This window comes from Sporosarcina luteola, assembly GCF_007991495.1.
Lineage (GTDB): Bacteria > Bacillota > Bacilli > Bacillales_A > Planococcaceae > Sporosarcina > Sporosarcina luteola.
On record NZ_BJYL01000029.1, the window covers coordinates 19,049 to 37,241 of the forward strand.

The 18,193-nt window shown below is 41.2% G+C and carries 23 protein-coding genes; 12 read left to right on the forward strand and 11 right to left on the reverse strand.

Annotation, left to right across the window (positions count from 1 at the left end; all coding sequences use genetic code 11):
- Positions 1-39: 39 nt before the first annotated feature.
- The 3 genes from SLU01_RS11050 to SLU01_RS11060 all read right to left on the reverse strand — a co-directional run bounded on the left by SLU01_RS11050 (position 40) and on the right by SLU01_RS11060 (position 2,268).
- Positions 40-573, reverse strand: a complete 534-nt coding sequence (locus SLU01_RS11050) for an isoprenylcysteine carboxyl methyltransferase family protein (RefSeq protein WP_147058254.1) — start codon at positions 571-573, stop codon at positions 40-42.
- A gap of 10 nt (positions 574-583) precedes the next feature.
- A complete protein-coding gene (locus tag SLU01_RS11055) occupies positions 584-1,663 on the reverse strand; it encodes a type III polyketide synthase (RefSeq protein ID WP_147058256.1) in 1,080 nt (359 codons plus the stop codon).
- A 152-nt stretch (positions 1,664-1,815) separates the two neighbouring features.
- Positions 1,816-2,268 carry a YaiI/YqxD family protein gene (locus SLU01_RS11060; RefSeq protein ID WP_147058258.1) on the reverse strand — a complete coding sequence of 151 codons (453 nt, stop codon included), beginning with the start codon at positions 2,266-2,268 and terminating at the stop codon, positions 1,816-1,818.
- A 150-nt stretch (positions 2,269-2,418) separates the two neighbouring features.
- Here SLU01_RS11060 and SLU01_RS11065 point away from each other — a divergent pair, with 150 nt between their 5' ends.
- Entirely contained in the window at positions 2,419-2,646 is a 228-nt protein-coding gene (locus SLU01_RS11065; protein ID WP_147058260.1) for a hypothetical protein, read from the forward strand.
- Positions 2,647-2,678: 32 nt separating this feature from the next.
- Here SLU01_RS11065 and SLU01_RS11070 read toward each other — a convergent pair whose 3' ends face one another.
- Together SLU01_RS11070 and SLU01_RS11075 are read right to left on the reverse strand one after the other, a co-directional pair.
- On the reverse strand, positions 2,679-3,728 hold the full coding sequence (locus SLU01_RS11070; RefSeq protein ID WP_147058262.1) for a DUF4097 family beta strand repeat-containing protein: 1,050 nt from the start codon (positions 3,726-3,728) through the stop codon (positions 2,679-2,681).
- Positions 3,721-4,044, reverse strand: a complete 324-nt coding sequence (locus tag SLU01_RS11075; protein ID WP_147058265.1) for a PadR family transcriptional regulator — start codon at positions 4,042-4,044, stop codon at positions 3,721-3,723. Before SLU01_RS11075 ends, SLU01_RS11070 begins: the two co-directional genes overlap by 8 nt.
- A gap of 153 nt (positions 4,045-4,197) precedes the next feature.
- Between SLU01_RS11075 and SLU01_RS11080 the strand changes: the two genes are divergently transcribed.
- From SLU01_RS11080 to SLU01_RS11105, 6 genes are all read left to right on the forward strand, one after another.
- On the forward strand, positions 4,198-4,653 hold the full coding sequence (locus SLU01_RS11080; protein ID WP_147058267.1) for a hypothetical protein: 456 nt from the start codon (positions 4,198-4,200) through the stop codon (positions 4,651-4,653).
- Between the two features lie 16 nt (positions 4,654-4,669).
- A complete protein-coding gene (locus SLU01_RS17995; RefSeq protein WP_170232677.1) occupies positions 4,670-4,825 on the forward strand; it encodes a hypothetical protein in 156 nt (51 codons plus the stop codon).
- Positions 4,826-4,896: 71 nt separating this feature from the next.
- Complete coding sequence (locus tag SLU01_RS11085; RefSeq protein WP_147058269.1) at positions 4,897-6,273, forward strand: leucyl aminopeptidase family protein; 1,377 nt, start codon at positions 4,897-4,899, stop codon at positions 6,271-6,273.
- An 826-nt stretch (positions 6,274-7,099) separates the two neighbouring features.
- On the forward strand, positions 7,100-7,471 hold the full coding sequence (tnpA, locus tag SLU01_RS11095; protein WP_147058273.1) for an IS200/IS605 family transposase: 372 nt from the start codon (positions 7,100-7,102) through the stop codon (positions 7,469-7,471).
- Between the two features lie 11 nt (positions 7,472-7,482).
- Positions 7,483-8,580: an IS200/IS605 family element RNA-guided endonuclease TnpB gene (tnpB, locus tag SLU01_RS11100; protein WP_147058275.1), complete on the forward strand. Its 1,098-nt coding sequence runs from the start codon at positions 7,483-7,485 to the stop codon at positions 8,578-8,580.
- Positions 8,581-8,895: 315 nt separating this feature from the next.
- Positions 8,896-9,918 carry a serine hydrolase domain-containing protein gene (locus SLU01_RS11105; RefSeq protein WP_147058276.1) on the forward strand — a complete coding sequence of 341 codons (1,023 nt, stop codon included), beginning with the start codon at positions 8,896-8,898 and terminating at the stop codon, positions 9,916-9,918.
- Positions 9,919-10,169: 251 nt separating this feature from the next.
- Here SLU01_RS11105 and SLU01_RS11110 read toward each other — a convergent pair whose 3' ends face one another.
- From SLU01_RS11110 to SLU01_RS18470, 4 genes are all read right to left on the reverse strand, one after another.
- Positions 10,170-10,427 carry a DUF5348 domain-containing protein gene (locus tag SLU01_RS11110; RefSeq protein ID WP_147058278.1) on the reverse strand — a complete coding sequence of 86 codons (258 nt, stop codon included), beginning with the start codon at positions 10,425-10,427 and terminating at the stop codon, positions 10,170-10,172.
- Positions 10,424-11,227 carry an ExeA family protein gene (locus tag SLU01_RS11115; RefSeq protein ID WP_147058280.1) on the reverse strand — a complete coding sequence of 268 codons (804 nt, stop codon included), beginning with the start codon at positions 11,225-11,227 and terminating at the stop codon, positions 10,424-10,426. The genes SLU01_RS11110 and SLU01_RS11115 overlap by 4 nt, the downstream gene beginning before the upstream one ends.
- Positions 11,220-12,479 carry a TnsB C-terminal domain-containing protein gene (locus SLU01_RS11120; RefSeq protein ID WP_147058282.1) on the reverse strand — a complete coding sequence of 420 codons (1,260 nt, stop codon included), beginning with the start codon at positions 12,477-12,479 and terminating at the stop codon, positions 11,220-11,222. The genes SLU01_RS11115 and SLU01_RS11120 overlap by 8 nt, the downstream gene beginning before the upstream one ends.
- 133 nt (positions 12,480-12,612) lie before the next feature.
- On the reverse strand, positions 12,613-13,146 hold the full coding sequence (locus tag SLU01_RS18470) for a DUF6431 domain-containing protein (protein WP_373866414.1): 534 nt from the start codon (positions 13,144-13,146) through the stop codon (positions 12,613-12,615).
- A gap of 194 nt (positions 13,147-13,340) precedes the next feature.
- On the opposite strand from SLU01_RS18470, the gene SLU01_RS11125 reads away from it, so the two are divergent.
- The 5 genes from SLU01_RS11125 (at position 13,341) to SLU01_RS11145 (ending at position 16,596) form a co-directional block, all read left to right on the forward strand.
- Positions 13,341-14,528, forward strand: coding sequence for a serine hydrolase domain-containing protein (locus SLU01_RS11125; RefSeq protein ID WP_246110962.1), 1,188 nt, complete (start codon positions 13,341-13,343; stop codon positions 14,526-14,528).
- A gap of 38 nt (positions 14,529-14,566) precedes the next feature.
- On the forward strand, positions 14,567-15,079 hold the full coding sequence (locus SLU01_RS11130) for a GrpB family protein (RefSeq protein WP_147058288.1): 513 nt from the start codon (positions 14,567-14,569) through the stop codon (positions 15,077-15,079).
- Positions 15,080-15,256: 177 nt separating this feature from the next.
- On the forward strand, positions 15,257-15,808 hold the full coding sequence (locus tag SLU01_RS11135; RefSeq protein ID WP_147058367.1) for a GNAT family N-acetyltransferase: 552 nt from the start codon (positions 15,257-15,259) through the stop codon (positions 15,806-15,808).
- Between the two features lie 58 nt (positions 15,809-15,866).
- Positions 15,867-16,205, forward strand: coding sequence for a MazG nucleotide pyrophosphohydrolase domain-containing protein (locus tag SLU01_RS11140; RefSeq protein ID WP_147058290.1), 339 nt, complete (start codon positions 15,867-15,869; stop codon positions 16,203-16,205).
- A gap of 190 nt (positions 16,206-16,395) precedes the next feature.
- A complete protein-coding gene (locus SLU01_RS11145; protein ID WP_147058293.1) occupies positions 16,396-16,596 on the forward strand; it encodes a cold-shock protein in 201 nt (66 codons plus the stop codon).
- Between the two features lie 43 nt (positions 16,597-16,639).
- Here the strand turns inward: SLU01_RS11145 and SLU01_RS11150 are convergent, their stop codons facing one another.
- Together SLU01_RS11150 and SLU01_RS11155 are read right to left on the reverse strand one after the other, a co-directional pair.
- Positions 16,640-17,596: a TRM11 family SAM-dependent methyltransferase gene (locus tag SLU01_RS11150; RefSeq protein WP_246110963.1), complete on the reverse strand. Its 957-nt coding sequence runs from the start codon at positions 17,594-17,596 to the stop codon at positions 16,640-16,642.
- Positions 17,593-18,153 (reverse strand): branched-chain amino acid aminotransferase, encoded by a 561-nt coding sequence (locus SLU01_RS11155; RefSeq protein ID WP_147058295.1) that lies wholly within the window; start codon positions 18,151-18,153, stop codon positions 17,593-17,595. Before SLU01_RS11155 ends, SLU01_RS11150 begins: the two co-directional genes overlap by 4 nt.
- Between the last annotated feature and the right edge of the window lie 40 nt (positions 18,154-18,193).

Here is an 18,193-nt window from a genome sequence, read left to right on the forward strand (position 1 = left end):
AGACGATTGAAATAAAAAAACACCGACGTTGGTGTTTTTTTATTTATTCAGTGAGAATTCGTCAGTATAGTTCGTCGCTTTTTTCAGTGCTTTTTCCTCTGCAGGAATGCGAATAGACATCATCCAAATATTGAGGATTGAAAATAAAACTGCGGTCAGGAAGGCGCCAAAGAGTAAAGGCAGCACAAGTATTTCCGTAGCGACGATTACATAGTTCGGATGGCGGATCCATTTGTAGGGACCTCTTCGTATAACATCCGCATCGGGCAGGACGATGATTTTAGTATTCCAGAACTTCCCTAACGAAGCGAGACACCAAACCCTAAGTAGTTGAGCGAGAAGAAAGATGGCCAAAAGAATCTGCCATATCGGTGAAAGTTGGCGGTCAAAAAAACTGACTTCAATAATGAATACGATGAAAAAAAGAACATGCATGCCGACCATAAGTGGGTAATGTGAAGCGCCTGCTTCAAAGGCTCCCTGGTCTTTCATCCATTTTTCATTCCGCTTGGCGATAAACAATTCAACGAGACGTTGAAGGATGACGATGGAAAGGACAATGCCAAATATCATTTGCGGCACCTCAATTCCATTTCAACAAAAGCAATTCGCCACAGAAGCCCGGTCCTAAAGCAGCCATTAGACCGTAGTCACCAGCTTCAGGCGATGATTCCATGAATTGCTTTAGCACATAGAGGACGGTCGGTGATGACATATTTCCGTGATTTCGCAAAACATCTCTGGAAATATCCGTTTTAGTAGAATCAAAGCCTAATGCATCCTCATACGCTTTCAACACTTTTTTGCCGCCAGGATGCGCGACGAAATGAGTGATATCATCTTTATTCAAATTATATGCCCCTAGGAATTCATGGACAAAGGGTCCTAACCAATTTGTGATGATGGAAGGAATGCTTTTCGAAAAGACAACGTAGAGACCATTATTCTTAATGTCCCAGCCCATGACATCTTCGGAATCAGGCATCAGTTTTGAAGTCGTCCCCATAATGGAAGGAACGGGTTTATTCACAGCAATTTCGGACTGATCGCCAGCAATCAAAGCACATGCAACCCCATCTGAAAATAGGGAAACACCGACGAGATTGCTTTTCGAATAATCATCCTTTTGAAATGTTAAACTGCAAAACTCGAGCGATAACACTAAGACATTCGACTTTGGAAAGGCTTTGCAGTATTCAAATGCGCGGCTAACCCCTGCAGCGCCTCCTGCACAACCTAAACCCCAAATCGGAACGCGTTTCGTGTCATCTCGGAAAGAAATCCGGTTCATAATACGCGCTTCAATGCTGGGTGTTGCAATGCCTGTACTTGAAATAAAGAAAATCGCATCAATTTCAGTAGGGTCAACAACTTCAAGTAATGTTTCCGTGTTTTGCAAACATGTTTGTACGGCCTCCACGCCTAAGTCGATGGCGTGTTGGATATATAAAGTGTTTCGTTCCTCGAAATCATGGGGTTGCCCATACCACTCAAGAGGCATGCACACATCCCGCTTCTCGATATCGCCGTTTTGAAAGACTTTCAAAAGCCGTTCGATATCTTTGAATCTTCGACTGAACAGAGCGCGGGTCAGTTCGACTGCCTGTTCCTGTTTCACCTCATGGGGGGGCAGTACTGTACTGACGGATAGAATTTTCGGCATGGACAGACCTCCAATATCTTTATTATTCTCTTGCCTTCAAGGCAAGTTGCTAAACATTTTTGCATGTCCTTTTTGTCAACAATGGAATTTATCATCTGATGTATTTTATGAAGGGGTAGGAGTAATTATGAAAGCCCGACCAATAGGCGGGCTTAACTGTTAGGGGGAATGGCAAATTTGCATAATTCCTTAAGACTTTCTATGAATTTTTCATTGCTTTCTTTAGAGCGCTTTTTAGGCCCGCGTAGCCTTCCTCCCGCCATCCTGATCTTTTGTGCAGTATGACGCGCGAATAAAAGCTGATCGATATTTTCTTCGGTGTACCGTCTTCCGTTCTGGTCAATCGGATGTCCTTGCTTTGCCAACACCATTGCTGCCAGGCCGTAATCTTGTGTCACGACGATATCACCTTTTTTAACACGGTTGACCAAAACAAAATCGACCGCATCCGCCCCCTTTGATACGATGACTGTTTCTGCACCTTCCCGATGCATTTCATGCGCCGTATCACAAATAAGGATGCAAGGGAGCTTGAACTTTTTTGCAATGGAAATCGTTTCATTTACAACAGGACACCCATCTGCATCAACAAAAATCGTCACCATTGTCTCGACCTCTTTTCAGTTTTGAAGTATGAAAGCAATTCACTGCGACATACTATGTGTGGATTGATGTCTACTATATCATATTCAAATGTTTTCTTTTAATTCGAAAAGGGTATTACAAGAAAAAGTAGGTAAAGGAGATGCAACTAGATGAAAGATGAAAGATATGAGATGACAATAGAGGAAGCAGAAAGCTACGGCCGCGGGATTAACGCAAGAAATGCAGCGGTTGAACGAAATATGGTCTATGAAGAAGATGAAATCATACCGGCTGATCAACTTCCACCTCCATTAAGCGAAGAGGAGATTAAAAGACGGGTTGGCGCTGAGAACTTTAAAAACAATGATAGTGATTATCAAAACTCTATAAACAGTTAAAGAGAGCGAAGAATCGCCCTCTTTTTTTATGATCATTTCACCGTAATCCGTCCGTTATCTGATTTCAATCGAATCTGATATTCTTCCGCTCCGAAACGGGTGCGGGCGTTTCGATCTCCATACACATCAATCCTTCCATGTCCTGTTTTGGCATGGATTGTCGCATTGGTCGGCTTATAGGAAGATGTAATTTCGATGCTTCCATTATCCGTTTCAAAATCGATATTACGGTCAAGATGCTCTGCGGCAAGTGTGATCCGGCCGTTGTCAGTGATTGCGAACAATTCTCCTTCCACTTGGTCGAATTCAATGCGTCCATTATCCGATTCGGCATGGATTGAATCGGCTTCGACATGCCTCATAATTACACGGCCATTATCCGTCATTGCCTTCAACCGATCACTTTGCACCTTCGAAATTTCGATTCTTCCATTGTCCGTTTCCGCATTAAGTGTAGTCGCTGCCAGTTCAGTCAATTCAATGCGTCCGTTATCCGTACGAGCCTCGATAGATTTGCCGATCAACTTCTCAGCTTTTATGTGCCCATTATCGGTTTTCATTGAAATGGATTGATAGAGTTTCTTGGGAATAAACACGTTCAACGCAACCTCCTTCGTATTGAAATTGAATATGAATAACCAAAGACCTTTCTTTTTCAATCTGATTCGTAACGTATCTTCAAAAACGTCTGCGGAAAATTCGAGCTTATCATTGGAATTCACTAGTTCAATTTTCGTCTCAGAGTTATTTGAAGGAAAGATGGAAAGTGCTCCATGAAAAACATCGACATCAACCTTTGTATAGCGATCGTCTTGAATTGTAATTACTTCAGTTGAAGGGGATGTTGAAAGTCGTGAAGCCCCGTGTGTTGCCTGAATCTCTTCGAATGGATAGGCGTCCAATAGTTCCGTTGCAATTTTACTAGGTGACCCTAGGGAAGACGCAATTTCAGTTTCGGTTTTTCCGTCATCTCTTCCATTGGAAAAGTACTCGCGGATGTCTTGCAAAATATCGTTTCTTTCCTCTGATGGAAGTCTTTTCAAAGCTTGCTCTAGTTCCGTTATAAATTGGTTTTCAGTCATGGCGAACGCCCTCCTCGATTAATTTATTTACACCTTCCGTGAAACTGCGCCATTCTTCCAGTTGCTCATGTAAGTAATCACGTCCTGCATCCGTCAATTTATAATATTTACGGGGAGGTCCTTCGGTTGATTCCTGTAAGTAGGTCGTGAAATAGCCTTCTTTCGTCAATCGGCGCAGCAGTGGATAAACAGATCCTTCTGATATGGAAATCTGATCAGAAATTTTTTGGACTAATTCATAGCCATAACGATCTTGTTTATCCAATAAAACAAGGACGCATAAATTTAAAACGCCCTTTTTGAATTGAATATTCACAAACTACCCCTCCTTTTCCAGTACTGTGTATAGAGTACTACTGTGTTAAGAGTAATATATCATATGGTATTATTCATTGCAAGGTACTGTGAAAAAATATTTCCCGAAACTTTTCCATCGATTAGACGTATAGAATGTATGGAGGTGTTCGTCTTGTTCGGAAGAAAAAAGTCGAAAGCAGTAGGACCGGATAAAACCTATTTTAACGTTGGCATCATATCGGTCAATGAACTGGACGACGACCAGTATGAAGTTTGGACAGATGATTTGATGGATGCAGCCGACAATGTAGGATCTACAACTTCATTATTGCAGGCCGATTGGGATAATGAACAATTGAAGATACTTATAAAAAGGTTTCCGGAAGTGGAAATGAATGAAACGGTGTTTATGATAAATGAAATCATCCAGGAAGATATTAAAAAGGAAATCAAATTGCTTGAGCAAAATCATAAATGGAAAAAGTTCTTTAATACGATTCCGCTTACGGATTATATAGATGCAGAGGATCGCGTAGTAATGGACGCAAGCAAAACGCTTTTTTGCACAAATGATGTGCAGGAAGCAATGAATTTTCTCGAAAAGCAGGCTGCAAAGACAGACATCTAAGTAAGGAGGAAATGGTATGGAAGGAAGCTATTTTGTAGGATGGGGAACATTAGCATTGATTAACGCGGGGATCGCCCAAGGAAAAAATAGAAGTGGATTGAATTGGTTTTTATTATCACTATTATTAGGTCCGGTGGCAACGTTCTTTTTAGTAATCGTCGAAAAAAGATAATTCTTTAAAAAGTGCTGACTTATGGTAAACTATTTCTGTAATCGAAATAACTAGTTGTAGGGGGAATGGAAATGACAGAAGTAAAAATCATTTTTGCGAATGATGAATTGATCAGCGGCAATGATGCAAGGAAGAATTTTGTCGCACAACAGAAGGCAGGCCATTGCTCAGTCTTGATTGAAGACACACATTTTATCGTTATCAAGGAAGCTGAAAAGGCTAATTTGGAAAAAGTTCGTTCAACGGCAGGGAACATTGCGCGCGATTTGGCAGCACAAAAAGTGGAGAAAGCAACTGTGCAGGACGGCGTATTAGCAAATGTGTTCTCCGGTTTAGACAAAGAGGAAGTCTTCACGGCATTTGCTGAAGGATGGAATCTCGGTTCCTATCAATTCCTATCGTATAAATCTGAAGGAGAGCGATTCAACACGGAACTTAAAGTCGATGAAAGCGATATGCAGGCAGCTGTTCAATCGGGTAAGATCCGTGCCGCGGCAACCGCTTTCTCACGTGATTTGATGAATGAATTGTCGGACGTACTGAACCCTGAAACGTATCCTGAAGTGTTGAAGCAAAAGTTCGAAGGGAAAGACGTTGAAGTAACTGTCCATGGCAAAGAGCAGCTTGAAGAGATGGAAATGAACGGTCTATTGACAGTTAACCGTGGCAGCAAGTACAAGCCATCATTTGTGGAAATCCGTTATGAAGGCGATGCGTCAAAACCGCTTGTTGCGCTCGTCGGAAAAGGTGTTACATTCGATACAGGCGGGATCAGTCTGAAAAGCGGCAAAGACTTGAGCAGCATGCGTATGGATATGGGTGGTTCTGCAGCAGTTGCAGGAGCAATGCAGCTACTCGTTGATTCCAAGGCAAACGTAAATGTCGTTGCTTTAATTCCAATGGTAGAAAACACGCCGGATGCAAATTCCGTATTCCCTGGCGAAGTGATCCGTTATAAGAACGGCAAAACCGTTCAAGTCGGCAATACAGATGCGGAAGGACGTCTCATCTTGGCGGATGCTTTAATTCGTGCAGGTGAATTGAATGCAGAATACATCGTTGACATCGCAACGTTGACGGGTGCAATTGTAGCAGCGCTCGGTTCCGAAATCGGAGGCGTTTTCGGCGATGAGGAATTGTCTTTCATCATGAAAAAAGTCGGTGACCAAAACGGCGATTTCGTCTGGCCGATGCCTTTGGTTGAAGCATACGACAAGTCACTCGCAAGTGATTACGCGGACATGAACAATATCAGTTCATTGAACTTCGCGGGTTCCATCACGGCAGGTCTTTTCCTACGCCGCTTCGTGCCGGAAAACAGCAAATGGCTGCATGTCGATATGGCAGGCATGATGAGCAAGTCAAGCGCATCAGGCTATTATGCAAAATCCGCAACAGGCTACGGGGCAAGGCTATTGGCAGATTACGCTGTAGAAGTCTCGAAATAAAAGAGAATGAGAAGAGAGCTGTCCGGAAAATCATCTGGGCAGCTCTATTTTTTTGATTGCCGTACGAATCGGCAAAATAGGGCATGATTGGTTGATGAAACAGTTCGTAATTTCCCGTACGCTGGAAAATTAGACTGCCGCTATCTCTTAAAGTCCCGCGCGAAGGAAAATTGAGCCCCGGCGGTCAATTAAACGTTTCTTAAAGTCCCGCGCGAAGGAAAATTGAGCTCCCGCGGTCAATTAAGCAGCTCTTGTCCGGTTCAACAATAATGTTCACGTTCACAGTCAATTAGTAGCTAGTAAAGTATGAGATCTGTTGGACATCCTCCTCATATCATTTTCTGTTTGACTATTATATTTATATTGAAAATACTGTATAATATGTATAATGTAAAAGGTAGTAATAAATCAATGACATCTGGGGTGAGTAATCTGAATAAATATCAAAAAGTTTCTGTGTATGCTTCATTTGCCGTACTTGTTTTTTTCTTAGTTCTATCGCTAGTTACAGATCACTGGGGCTTCTTTTTATGGAGTTTATTGCCGATATTCATGGTTTTGATGACTACATTCACCATTAAGACTGACAAGAATAATAGAAATGCTTGAAATTGGAGAGTTATGTTATGGAACAAAAGATACTTGAGCTACTTAATGAATTTTATCCAATAGAGGTACTGGTAGTTAAAAACTAATGAGCGCACTCTCGTGACTTCAGTCATGAGTTAGCGAATGCCTTTGTTTTACTTAGTTGCCACACATATGCAGTATCATAAGTAGGGTGATAAACATAGACAAAGTCAATTAAGGAAGAGGATATGTTTATATGTTGTACTATCATATTGTATGGTGTGTAAAACATAGGTATCCGATTCTCCAAGGACAAGTGGAAACGGATTTGAAAGAAATTCTTACTGACATTGCTTCTGATAATGAAATCGTCGTCTTGGAGCTGGAGACAGGAAAAGACCACGTTCATATGCTGATCAGCTGTAAGTCTCAGCACGTGATACCTTCCATTATGAAGGCTTTTAAAGGCTCCTCTGCCCGCAAGTTGTTTCTCAAACATCCGGAATTAAAGAACAAGCTATGGGGAGATCATATGTGGAATTCGAGTTATTTTGTATCGACAGTCAGTGACAACACTGAAGAACAAATTAAGCATTATATTCAAAACCAGCAGATTGATCATAGGTAAGGAGGGATCACATGCTGAAAGCCTATAAATACAGAATGTATCCGAACGCTGAACAAAAAGAGTTCTTCGCGAAGTCTTTCGGCTGTGTCCGCTTTATTTACAACAAAATGCTGGCTGACCGAATTGGGCTGTATGAAAGTTATAAGGATGACAAGGACAAGCTTAAACTGTATAAACCGAGAACCTATACTTCGTTCAAAAGAGAATTCGACTTCCTGAACGAAGTGGATAACCTCGCTTTAGCGAATGCCCAGTTGGATTTAAATGCCGCTTACAGGAAATTCTTTAAGGAAGGCGCTGGCTTTCCGAAATTCAAGTCGAAGCACAAAAGTAAAAAAACGTACAAAACAAACAATCAAGGCGGCAATATCCGCGTAAAAGGCAATCAAGTCAAATTGCCCAAGATTGGTTTCGTAAAGATCAAATATCATCGACCATTCAACGGTCTGATCAAGTCGTGCACGGTCAGTCAGACGCCTTCCGGTAAATACTATATTTCCATTTTAGTAGAGGTGGAAGAGGCTGAACGGATTCCCGCTAAAAACAAAATAGGAATCGATTTAGGTTTGTCAAACTTCGCCATTACAACGAATGATGACGGCAGGAGTGAAAAATACAGCAATCCGAAGTTTCACAGAAAGTCCGAGAAACAGTTGATCAAAGCGCAAAAAGCGCTCAGCAGAAAGAAAGCCGGAAGCAAAAACAGAGAGAAAGCCCGCTTAGTATTGGCCAAGAAGCATGAGAAGATTGCCAACCAGCGTAAAGACTTTCTTCATAAATTATCTTACAGGATAACACACGAAAACCAAGTGATTGTTATCGAAACGTTAAAAACATCGAATCTATTAAAGAACCGCAAACTGTCCAAGTCAATTTCCGACGTCAGCTGGCATGAATTCACCAGACAGCTGACGTATAAATCCGCCTGGCTTGGCCGCACGCTCATCCAGGCGGATCAATGGTTTGCTTCTACCCAAACATGCAGTGTATGTGAACATAAAGGCGAGAAATTATCGTTGAACATCAGAGAATGGACCTGTACAAATTGCCAATCCACACATGACAGGGACATCAACGCCAGCCGAAATCTGCTCAAGCTGGCGAATTAATGACACACGGGGAGGGTTCACCCCTTTGAGCTTGGTCAATTTAGATGGCTGACAAAAGCATCTACTACCCAAGAAGCTCGTCACTTTAGTGATGGGAGGTTCACTACTGTCTTGATAATAGTCTTCAACCATTTTATGTGGAATTTTAACTAAACAGATAAATGAGAGTTGAATGTTAAGTGTGGGTAGTCTAATATCTTAGTAGAAAGGTGGGGGAGCTGTATGGTGATTCGTTATTTGGTGTGAACAAACTAACTGAATTCCTTTCTATATTTCAAAAACGAATATAAAAAAGGGAATTCAGGAGGAATAATAATGAATACAGAAAATAAATTAATCCATTTAGAAAATGTGCAGAAGGATTTTCAATTTTCAGGCGCATTTTATGCTCAAAAAGGAAATGAAACCTTAAAGGGAAGTAATGGTTTCGCCAATCGATCAGAGAAAATTGTCAATCAAGTAAATACAAGATTTGCGATTGCTTCCGGTTGTAAAATATTCACGTCGGTTGCTATTTGTTTGTTAGTTGAAGATGGAAAGATTTCTTTTGACACAAAATTAAAAGACTGTTTAGATATAGACTTTCCGAATTTTGACGAAGATATCACCATTCATCACTTACTAACACACACATCAGGAGCACCTGACTACTTTAATGAAGAAATAATGGACGATTTCGAGATGCTTTGGAACTCACGTCCTATGTATCACATTCGGTCTCCAAAGGATTTCTTACCGATGTTTCAGAATGAAAAAATGCAAGATCGTCTTGGCAGTTCGTTTCAGTACAACAATACCGGTTATATATTGCTGGGACTAATTGTAGAACATGTGACTGAGTGTAGTTTTGCTGAATTTGTCGAGGAACATATTTTCCGTAAAGTTGACATGAAGAATGCGGGATACTTCGAAATGGACCGTTTGCCAGAACGAACGGCACTTGGCCACATTGAGGATTCGGAAGGGACTTGGAAAACAAATATTTATTCCTTGCCCGCAAAAGGCGGACCAGACGGGGGAGCATTTGTCTCGGTCGAGGACATGGTTAGATTTTGGCAAGCATTAACGAACCACCAACTGTTGTCTATGAAGATGACTGAAATGTTGTTCGTGCCTCGTGAGATAGTAGATGAAGAGGATAATATATATTATGGGTATTGCGGTTTTATGGAGTTAGATGACTCTAAAAAAGTAGTTAAGTATATTCAGATGGGTTATGATCCAGGTGTGAATTTCCGTTCAGTTTACTATCCGGAAGCCAAAAAGATAATCGTGGTCTGTTCCAATGAATCGAAAGGTGCTTATGAACTTCTGAAAGAGGTTGAAAGTATTCTATAATCGGGTGAAATGCCTTTCTGAAAGGTCAATGCGGTGCTGCCGCATTGACCTATATTTCTATGTGAAATAAACGGTGTGTGGAGTGTGAACTGATGCAAGCACTACGTGTAAACGAGCACATTATCTCAGATGCCTATTTCCACATACCTCCGGCATGACAGCTGGACTAATGTGCTCATCCAGTCACATTCCATCAGATTTTGAAAAAGCTTTTCCACACAACTCCAGCTAACTTACGAAAAGTAAAACCCCTAAAAAGGGGTCCCGACTTTCATATGATGTTGCTTGTTAATCCTTATCTTATACACTTCCTGGGGATGCAGCGTAAAAACCACTTCATAATTCAATGTGACAAACCACTCCCAGTCCTTTTCTAAAAAGGCTCTAAAATATCTATTTTGCACACGCAACTCAAATGTATCGCCTTGTACGATGTAATAGGCCTCCTGACCAATCCATGCCCTCCATTCCTGCTCACTTTGGTCGAAGACCAGGATTCCACGACTCATGAAAGTCCACCTGCTTCGATAGCGAGTCGGACGACCTCTTCGTCGATGTGCTCCTTTTTTAACTGAAAACCGTATAATAGGCTGTTGATTGTCAGGTTGTTGATGACACGTGGCCAACCTTGCGATCGGGATGCAATGGCCTCAATGGCTGTGTCAGTAAAAATCGGCATCTTTGCACCGGCCACCTTCAGATGGTGTTCAATGTATGCGGTCACTTCTTCCCTTGATAAAGGCTGGAATTCATAATTTACGATCAGCCGTTGCGAAAGCGGCCGGTGATGGTTCAACTTCAAACGCGTTTTCAGATGAGGTAAACCCGAAAGGATAAGGACGAACGGATTCGTTGAATCCATCTTGAAATTAAAAAGAAGTGCAATGTCTTGCAGGAAAGCGTCCTTCGCCATATGCATTTCATCCAAGATGAAAATAGGTGTCAGTTTCCGTTCCTCAGCCATCCGTTCAATCCCTTGCTGAATTTGACGGAACAGGTCCCCCTTGCGGAATTTCGGCTCTTCACCTAAGCCGTAGGCAAGCCCCCTGTAAAAGTCCATTACCCCTCCTGTGGAAAGTGGAAAGTAGACGACATGGTATAAGGAAGTATTCAACGATTCCTTGAATGAGCGCAACGCAAAGGTTTTACCAGCCCCCGCTTCACCGACAAGCAGCCCAATGCCTCTTGTTTTCTGTAAATAGGACAACGCTTGCTGAACCCCCTCGTAATCCGTTGACGGGAAGGCCTCTGACGGGCGGAGGTCTTTGGAGAAGGGTGTACGTGCCAGGGAATAATACGCTTTATACATGATCAATTCCCTCCTCTTCCTGGTGGTTCGCCTTTATGAAAGGGGAACGCACCCTTTTCGCATGCGCATTGTCCTTCATCGAAACGAGTTTGGCTTCCGCGACCTTCCGGTCCTCCTCAAAGATATAGACGCCATTTTCATCCAGACGCACATCAATGGAGGTACCGATGAAACGCGAAGGGACCTCATATAATTGCTTATTCAAAGTAATGGTTCCGTCAGCCTTCACTTTACGGTGCTCTCGTTTTAAGAAAATGGTGTCCAGGATCGAGGAGTCTTCTAGGAAAGTCAACTGATCCAGTTGTTCGTGATATACCTCAAGCGGGGTTCTGCCTTCCAAAGAAGCGTGCACCCTTCGGTGGTAATCCTCCTCCAGCCAGTGCCAAAAGCGTTCATTCAACTCTTCAAGAGAGTCGGTAGGATCTGCTTGTAATAATGGATAGAATCGAGTTTGCACGGTCTTGAAGAAGCGTTCAATTTTCCCTTTACTCTGAGGATCGTAAGGGGCAGTATGAGCCAGCGTAATGCCTAGTTGGGCACAGGCATATTGAAGTGTTTCTGATCGATAGATTTTTCCATTGTCCGCATAGATGATGGTCGGCTTGCCCCTCCGAAGAAGAGCTTCCTTTGTCGTCACTCTTAATCCATCGAACTTTTCCGACGGAAAGAATTGCGCATAGGGGACAAGACGTGAACAGTCATCGATATAGGCGATAAGAAAGGTCTTTTTCTTCTTCCCTCCAATAGGCACGTAAGGGCCGTGGGACAGGTCCGCCTGCCATAGGACATTAACTTTCTCATGGGCGAATCGTTTCCTTTCGGGAATGGCTATAATTTGCCTGCCGGCCAGGTTGTGTTTTTTGAGTAACCGGTTTATAGTGGAGTAAGATATTTGTGTTTCTTTGATTTCTCCACTCTTGATCAGTTGCTCGTAAAAGACGCTGACAGGCATGTGGAGAACTTTTTTTCGTTCTTCCAGAATATGATCCTGATCTTCCGGCGAAAGCCTTCTGGAACTTCCACGATCCCCGCGCCTTTTCGGCTTCAGTGCTTCGAAACCATTGCGACGGTAATTCAGTTGCCACTCTTTCACCGTCTTTGCAGCGATTTTACGTTCTCCATAATGGGGAATGGAATGCACCTTTCCCGCCAAACCATCTAGATAATCCTTCGGATCAACTTGCCCATTCAACAGGGGCGCAATCAGGCCATGACGAAACAAGGCCACTTGTTCACGTTCTTTTTCAGTCATGGAATCTTCCTCCCTTTGATAGAAGGACGACCGGTCATCCATGACTCTTATTCTACATTTCTCACCATTTTCTGACGATGGAAAAGTTATGTGGGATGATAAAAATTTTTAAAAACATCAAAACATGGTAAGATTAATGTGCCATAAAGTATTTATCTAAATGACCCCAGCTCCTTCTTAGGAAGGTTGATTCGCCAAAATCAAGGATCATTTTTAAATATTTTGTGGCCTCTTTTTTTAGATCTCCAGAAATTCCGCTCACTTTTCCTATGCTGTTAAAAAAGGTATGTATCCAATTGATCCGTTTAATGAAGCGAGAGACGTGGAACATTAATAGCTGCCGGCTTCCATTCGATTTCCTCTTTTGTTGAAGATATTTTCGTACGCGCGCCAACATCGTATGAATGGTATGTTGAAAGTATGGGATCAGAAAGTCCGGAAGGACTGAGATAGTAACCTTGCAGTTCAGACACCGCATGCGGCGAATCGGAATTTTCACCTCCATCTCTTCAGTGATTCCATATCTCCAATAAAAACCGTTAAGATGAATATTCCCTGACCCCACGCATTTACAGCTTGGGCACCATTCAAATTCAGGGAAATCATTTTCCGTACCCCGCGCCTCGTATTCCCTTAAATTCACACCGAAATCGTGACTGATGATCATAAAAATACTCCTCCCTTTCAATATGCCAATAATTTAGCACATTGAAAGGGAAGAGTATAGATTCACTGCCGGGAGAGTTTGACAAAAACAAACGGTTATTAGAAGATTTAATGTGACTCATTACACTACGAACCAAACTAGAAGAATATATCAATGATTATCTAAAGATGTGGGACTTTTTTGGTGTTATCCAAGTGATCAAAAAAGGGGAAGCGCTTTTTGAAAATGCATACGGCTATGCAAGTATCGAATTTGGGATAAAAAATAATATGAGCTCGCGCTTTTCTATTGCATCAATATCAAAACAGTTTACTGCCTTTGCGATTATGCTCCTTTACGATAAGAAAATGCTGGATATCGATAAACCTGCAAACTTATACCTCCCTGCTGACATGAAGATTGACGAATCGATCACAGTACATCATTTATTATCACATACGTCTGGTTTAAATAATTTCACGAACTTTGAAGATGATTTCTTTGCTGGTGACAACAGGATGAATTATTCCAGAGACTATTTTTTTCAGAAGTATATTAATAAAAAGCCTACAAAGCCGGCAGGAACGATATTTGATTACAATAACTCGAATTATAATCTGCTAGCGTGGATCATTGAAAATGTTTCTGGGGAAACATATGATGATTTTCTAAGAAACCATATTTTCCTGCCTTTACATATGATGAACAGCGAAGTTGATGATGGCTGCAAACCGATTAAAAATAGATCATGTAATTACGTAAAGGATCTTGATGAAATGATCAAAAGCCCGTATTTTAATGAAAAATTTAGTATTGGGGCAGGCGCTATCGTTTCTAACTGCGAGGATTTGTACAAATGGTATACCTGTTTGCGCGATCGGAAGCTACTTTCTGAGAAAGGGTATACTAGATTTTTTAACGTGAACCAAAATAATTACTGCTACGGACTTGAGCACCAACAGGTTTACGGCACAGATAAGTATTCCCATGGTGGAGATCATCTTGGAATCAGTACGTATATGCAAAGTTTTTTCGATGAAGATATTTGTATCATCATTTTATCCAATAATGAGGCCATAAATCAGTACAGACTGGGTAATGCAATTTCAGATATACTCCATCATATTGAAGTAGCTGCTCCTACTAAACACCAAGAGGTTTCAATGAATGAAAGTCAGCTTCAACAATATTGTGGAACATACTTGAAAGATAAAATAGAAATAGAATTCATTAATAACAAATTATACTTTACGAGATTCTCCAGCAATCTTCATATTGAAATCTACCCAGTAGGTGAAGGGAAATTTGTCCGAAGATATTTTGATCAAATTAACCCTTACAGTATTGTGGAGAACGAAAAAGGCGAAATGACGTTTTGGGGATTTATAAAGGACCCTTTATAAGAACTTGAAAGCCAGTGACGATTACAGGAGGAATTTATTTGAAAGTCAGACTGACCGAGTACGATGAAAATTGGGTTCAACTGTTCAATGAGGAAGCCCAATTATGGCAAAGTATATTCGGAGATGAAATTATTACATTTGAACATTTCGGAAGTACCGCTGTTCCGGGTATGAAGGCAAAGCCTGTCATTGATATGATGTGTCTCGTGAAAGACATCAATAAAATTGATACGTTTAATGAATATATGCATTCACTTGGCTATGACGTTGCTGGTGATTGGGGAATTGAAGGTCGGCGGTTATTTCGTAAGGGCGGGGAAAACAGAACCCATCACATTCATGTTTATGAACAGGATAATCGGCATATCCAAAGACACTTGGCACTACGAGATTATTTGAGAACTCATCCCGACGAAGTTGAACGTTATACATATTTGAAAGAAGAATTAGCTCAAAAATATGATGACACGGCTTTTTACAGCAAAGCAAAAAAGCCTTTTGTAAATGAATTGGAACAGCGAGCGTTGAATTGGTTTGAAAACCAAGAATGATAATAAAGACTGGAGGAATTCCGGTGGAGCTTTGGGATATATACGATAAGAACAGAAATATAACTGGAAAGACGCATGAGAGAGGAACCCCCCTTTCAGATAGTATTTTCATTCTTTCTCTTGGATAGTATAAGAGTTTTTTTTTGAAAATATTCAGCGACAGGAAGGTGTACTATGATGATCAATAACCTAGAAAGTAAAAGAGTTATACTGCGAGAAATAGAAGAAAATGATTGGATAGATGTTCACAAATATGCTTCGCTAGAAAAGGTTTGTCAATACCAGCCATGGGGGCCGAACTCTGAACAAGAGTCTAAGGAGTTTGTGTTACAAGTACTTGTTGATGCTAAAAAGGAACCGAGAAGCAGATTTGTTTTTGCGATAATTATAAAGGAAAGCGAAAAGATGATTGGTGCAGGCGAGATAAATATTCGAGACTATACGAATAGAACTGGTGAGATAGGGTACATAGTGAACCCTCAATACTGGGGGGAGGGATTTGCAACAGAAGTAGCGGAGCTGTTACTTTCGTATGGCTTTACTGAATTAAAACTACATCGTATTTTTGCAACTTGTGATCCAAGAAATATCGGTTCATTAAAAGTGCTAGAGAAAGTAGGAATGAGTGAGGAAGGCAGGATGCGTGAGGTTTTATTATTAAAAGATGGTTGGCGTGATTCACTTTTATACAGCATTTTAGAGCGTGAGTGGGAAAGCGAATACCAATGAAAAAAGCAGAAGCACTCGTCCAGAAATCTAACGAATAGGCATTGTGAGGACTCAATATATGGAGAAATTAACGTTTCAGGCATTACAAAATTATTTAGCGCAAAAATATAAGGAAGGCCGTACGTCATCAGGGCTATTCATGAAATTAGTAGAAGAAATAGGGGAAGTGGCAGAAGTATTAAATCAGCAAGAAGGTCGTAAATCAATTACATCCGATGCTTCTCTCGAAAAAGAGTTAGTCGATGTCATTCATTACGCGGTAGCTATTGCCAGTATAAACCAAATTGATTTAACCAAAGCAATTATAGATAAAGACAAGCAAGCCGCAATTAAATATAATCAGTCACCAAATTTAGAAGAATTCTTAGTCACACAAAATGAATTGAAAAGACAATAGAAGATGGTATTTTTGATAATTGCATTTGAATAAAAATCATTCCATTTGCTATTTCGTCAGGGGCATGGTATTCTAAAGAAGAATTATTTTTGTTCTTTTTCGGATTAAGAATAGATTTTGTTATTCGTCTAAAGTATTTGAACAAAGATAGTAACACATGTGTGGAAATCCACACGAGGAGGCAACAATTATGGAACAAGGTACAGTTAAGTGGTTTAATGCAGAAAAAGGTTTTGGATTTATCGAGCGTGAAGGTGGAGAAGACGTATTCGTACATTTCTCTGCAATCCAAAGCGACGGTTTCAAATCTTTAGACGAAGGTCAAAGTGTAACATTTGAAATTGAGCAAGGACAACGTGGCCTACAAGCTACAAACGTTCAAAAAGCTTAATAATAGCTAAAAAAAGGCCCTATTTATAGGGTCTTTTTTTTATTCATTCACAAACAACAATTTGCCGTTCGAACGTTCCTTTTTTCGCGATGCAACGATCAACAATCTCAAATCCTGCTTCAGCAATCATATGATCCATCGGCTCGATCGTAACAACTACAAGACGCGAAGTTATGCGTCTAGCATTCTTTAAAATGTCCTGTTGCCCTTCGGCGGTGATATGCGTAAATAGATTATAGGGCATGTCGATAATTGCGGCATCGTATGTATCCGTCACTTCAGCAATAGGGCCAATGGCAACTTCGCCCGCCAATCCGAAATGTGCAAGGTTCTTTCTGGAGCCGAGACAGACGAGAGGGTTGATATCCCTTCCGACAATATCAATGTCCATCGAACGTGCTTCGACCAAAACAGTCCCGATTCCGCAACACGGATCGATCGCCCGGATTCCCTCAGGATGCGGAACAGCAATGTTTGCGACAGCCCGTGCAACACGCGTGCTGAGCGCAGTAGAATACATATGAGGCTTTTTCATATGGAATCGCCATATCGGCTTGCTTTCCTCGATAATGCCGAAATGCCAAACGTCATCAAGTAAGACGACGCCAAAGTTAACTAGTGGCTTCAGTAAATCGGCTTCTCCTTGAATTACTTCACCGATTTCCCGCTCAATGGAACGCCTTTCAGGATGATGAAGTTTAGCTGTCGTATCCAAAGCAATCGAGTTCAAGCAAGTCACTTTGAATGTCTGAAGTGAGACAAATTCGGATGCTTGTCTTTTTAACGCTTCAAAATCGTTTCCAGAAAACATAATTTGTAGCCGTTCCTTCATGAAAGGGCTTCTGCTTGGATCAATTTTCACATTGCTCTTAATGACGTTCGATGGACTGTCGCAACCGAAAAAAGCCCTCATTTCCAATCGGCATAAGTCATGTTCGTCCGTTTGCCGTACATATGTGTAGATGAATTCCTCTTTTGCCACTTCAAATGCATGTCTCAATTTGCAGCCTCGATTGCTTCAAGCAGCTTAAAGATGAATTGGTAGGCAAGATCCATTGCATCTTTTATAGGCATTTCACTTTGAAAACCATCCAAATGATCAAGCGGGATATTGACGTCCCACAATCCGTCTTTGTCTGAGAACATGGCGCTGAACGTCTTTGCACCGACGTTTTCTTCGAAATATCCTTTTAAGAAAGGACCCCATTTTTTCTGTACTTTCAATCCGAATAGAACTGTGGATGTCTGGAACACATCATCCGTTTCGAATGCAATTCCATCGACGCCAATCGTTTCGAAAGCGTTCGATTCGATATAGAGGAACTCATCAGCGTTTTTGGCAAAATAGGAAATGGGTTGATTCATGAAAGAATCTTGCTCTTCTATGATGACTTCTTCCGTCTCTTTTAGGCATCTTTCAATAACTGGAAATTCCCATTCTTTATTTCCAACTTCGTTATTTTCGTTCATCAAGCCTTGATTGACCGCATACGCTTTTTCAATCGAAAATAACGGTTCATTAGTATCGATTAAATGTGTGATTTTTTCTTTTAACATGAAAGACACTCCTTTTCATTCAACAGTATACCGCATATCC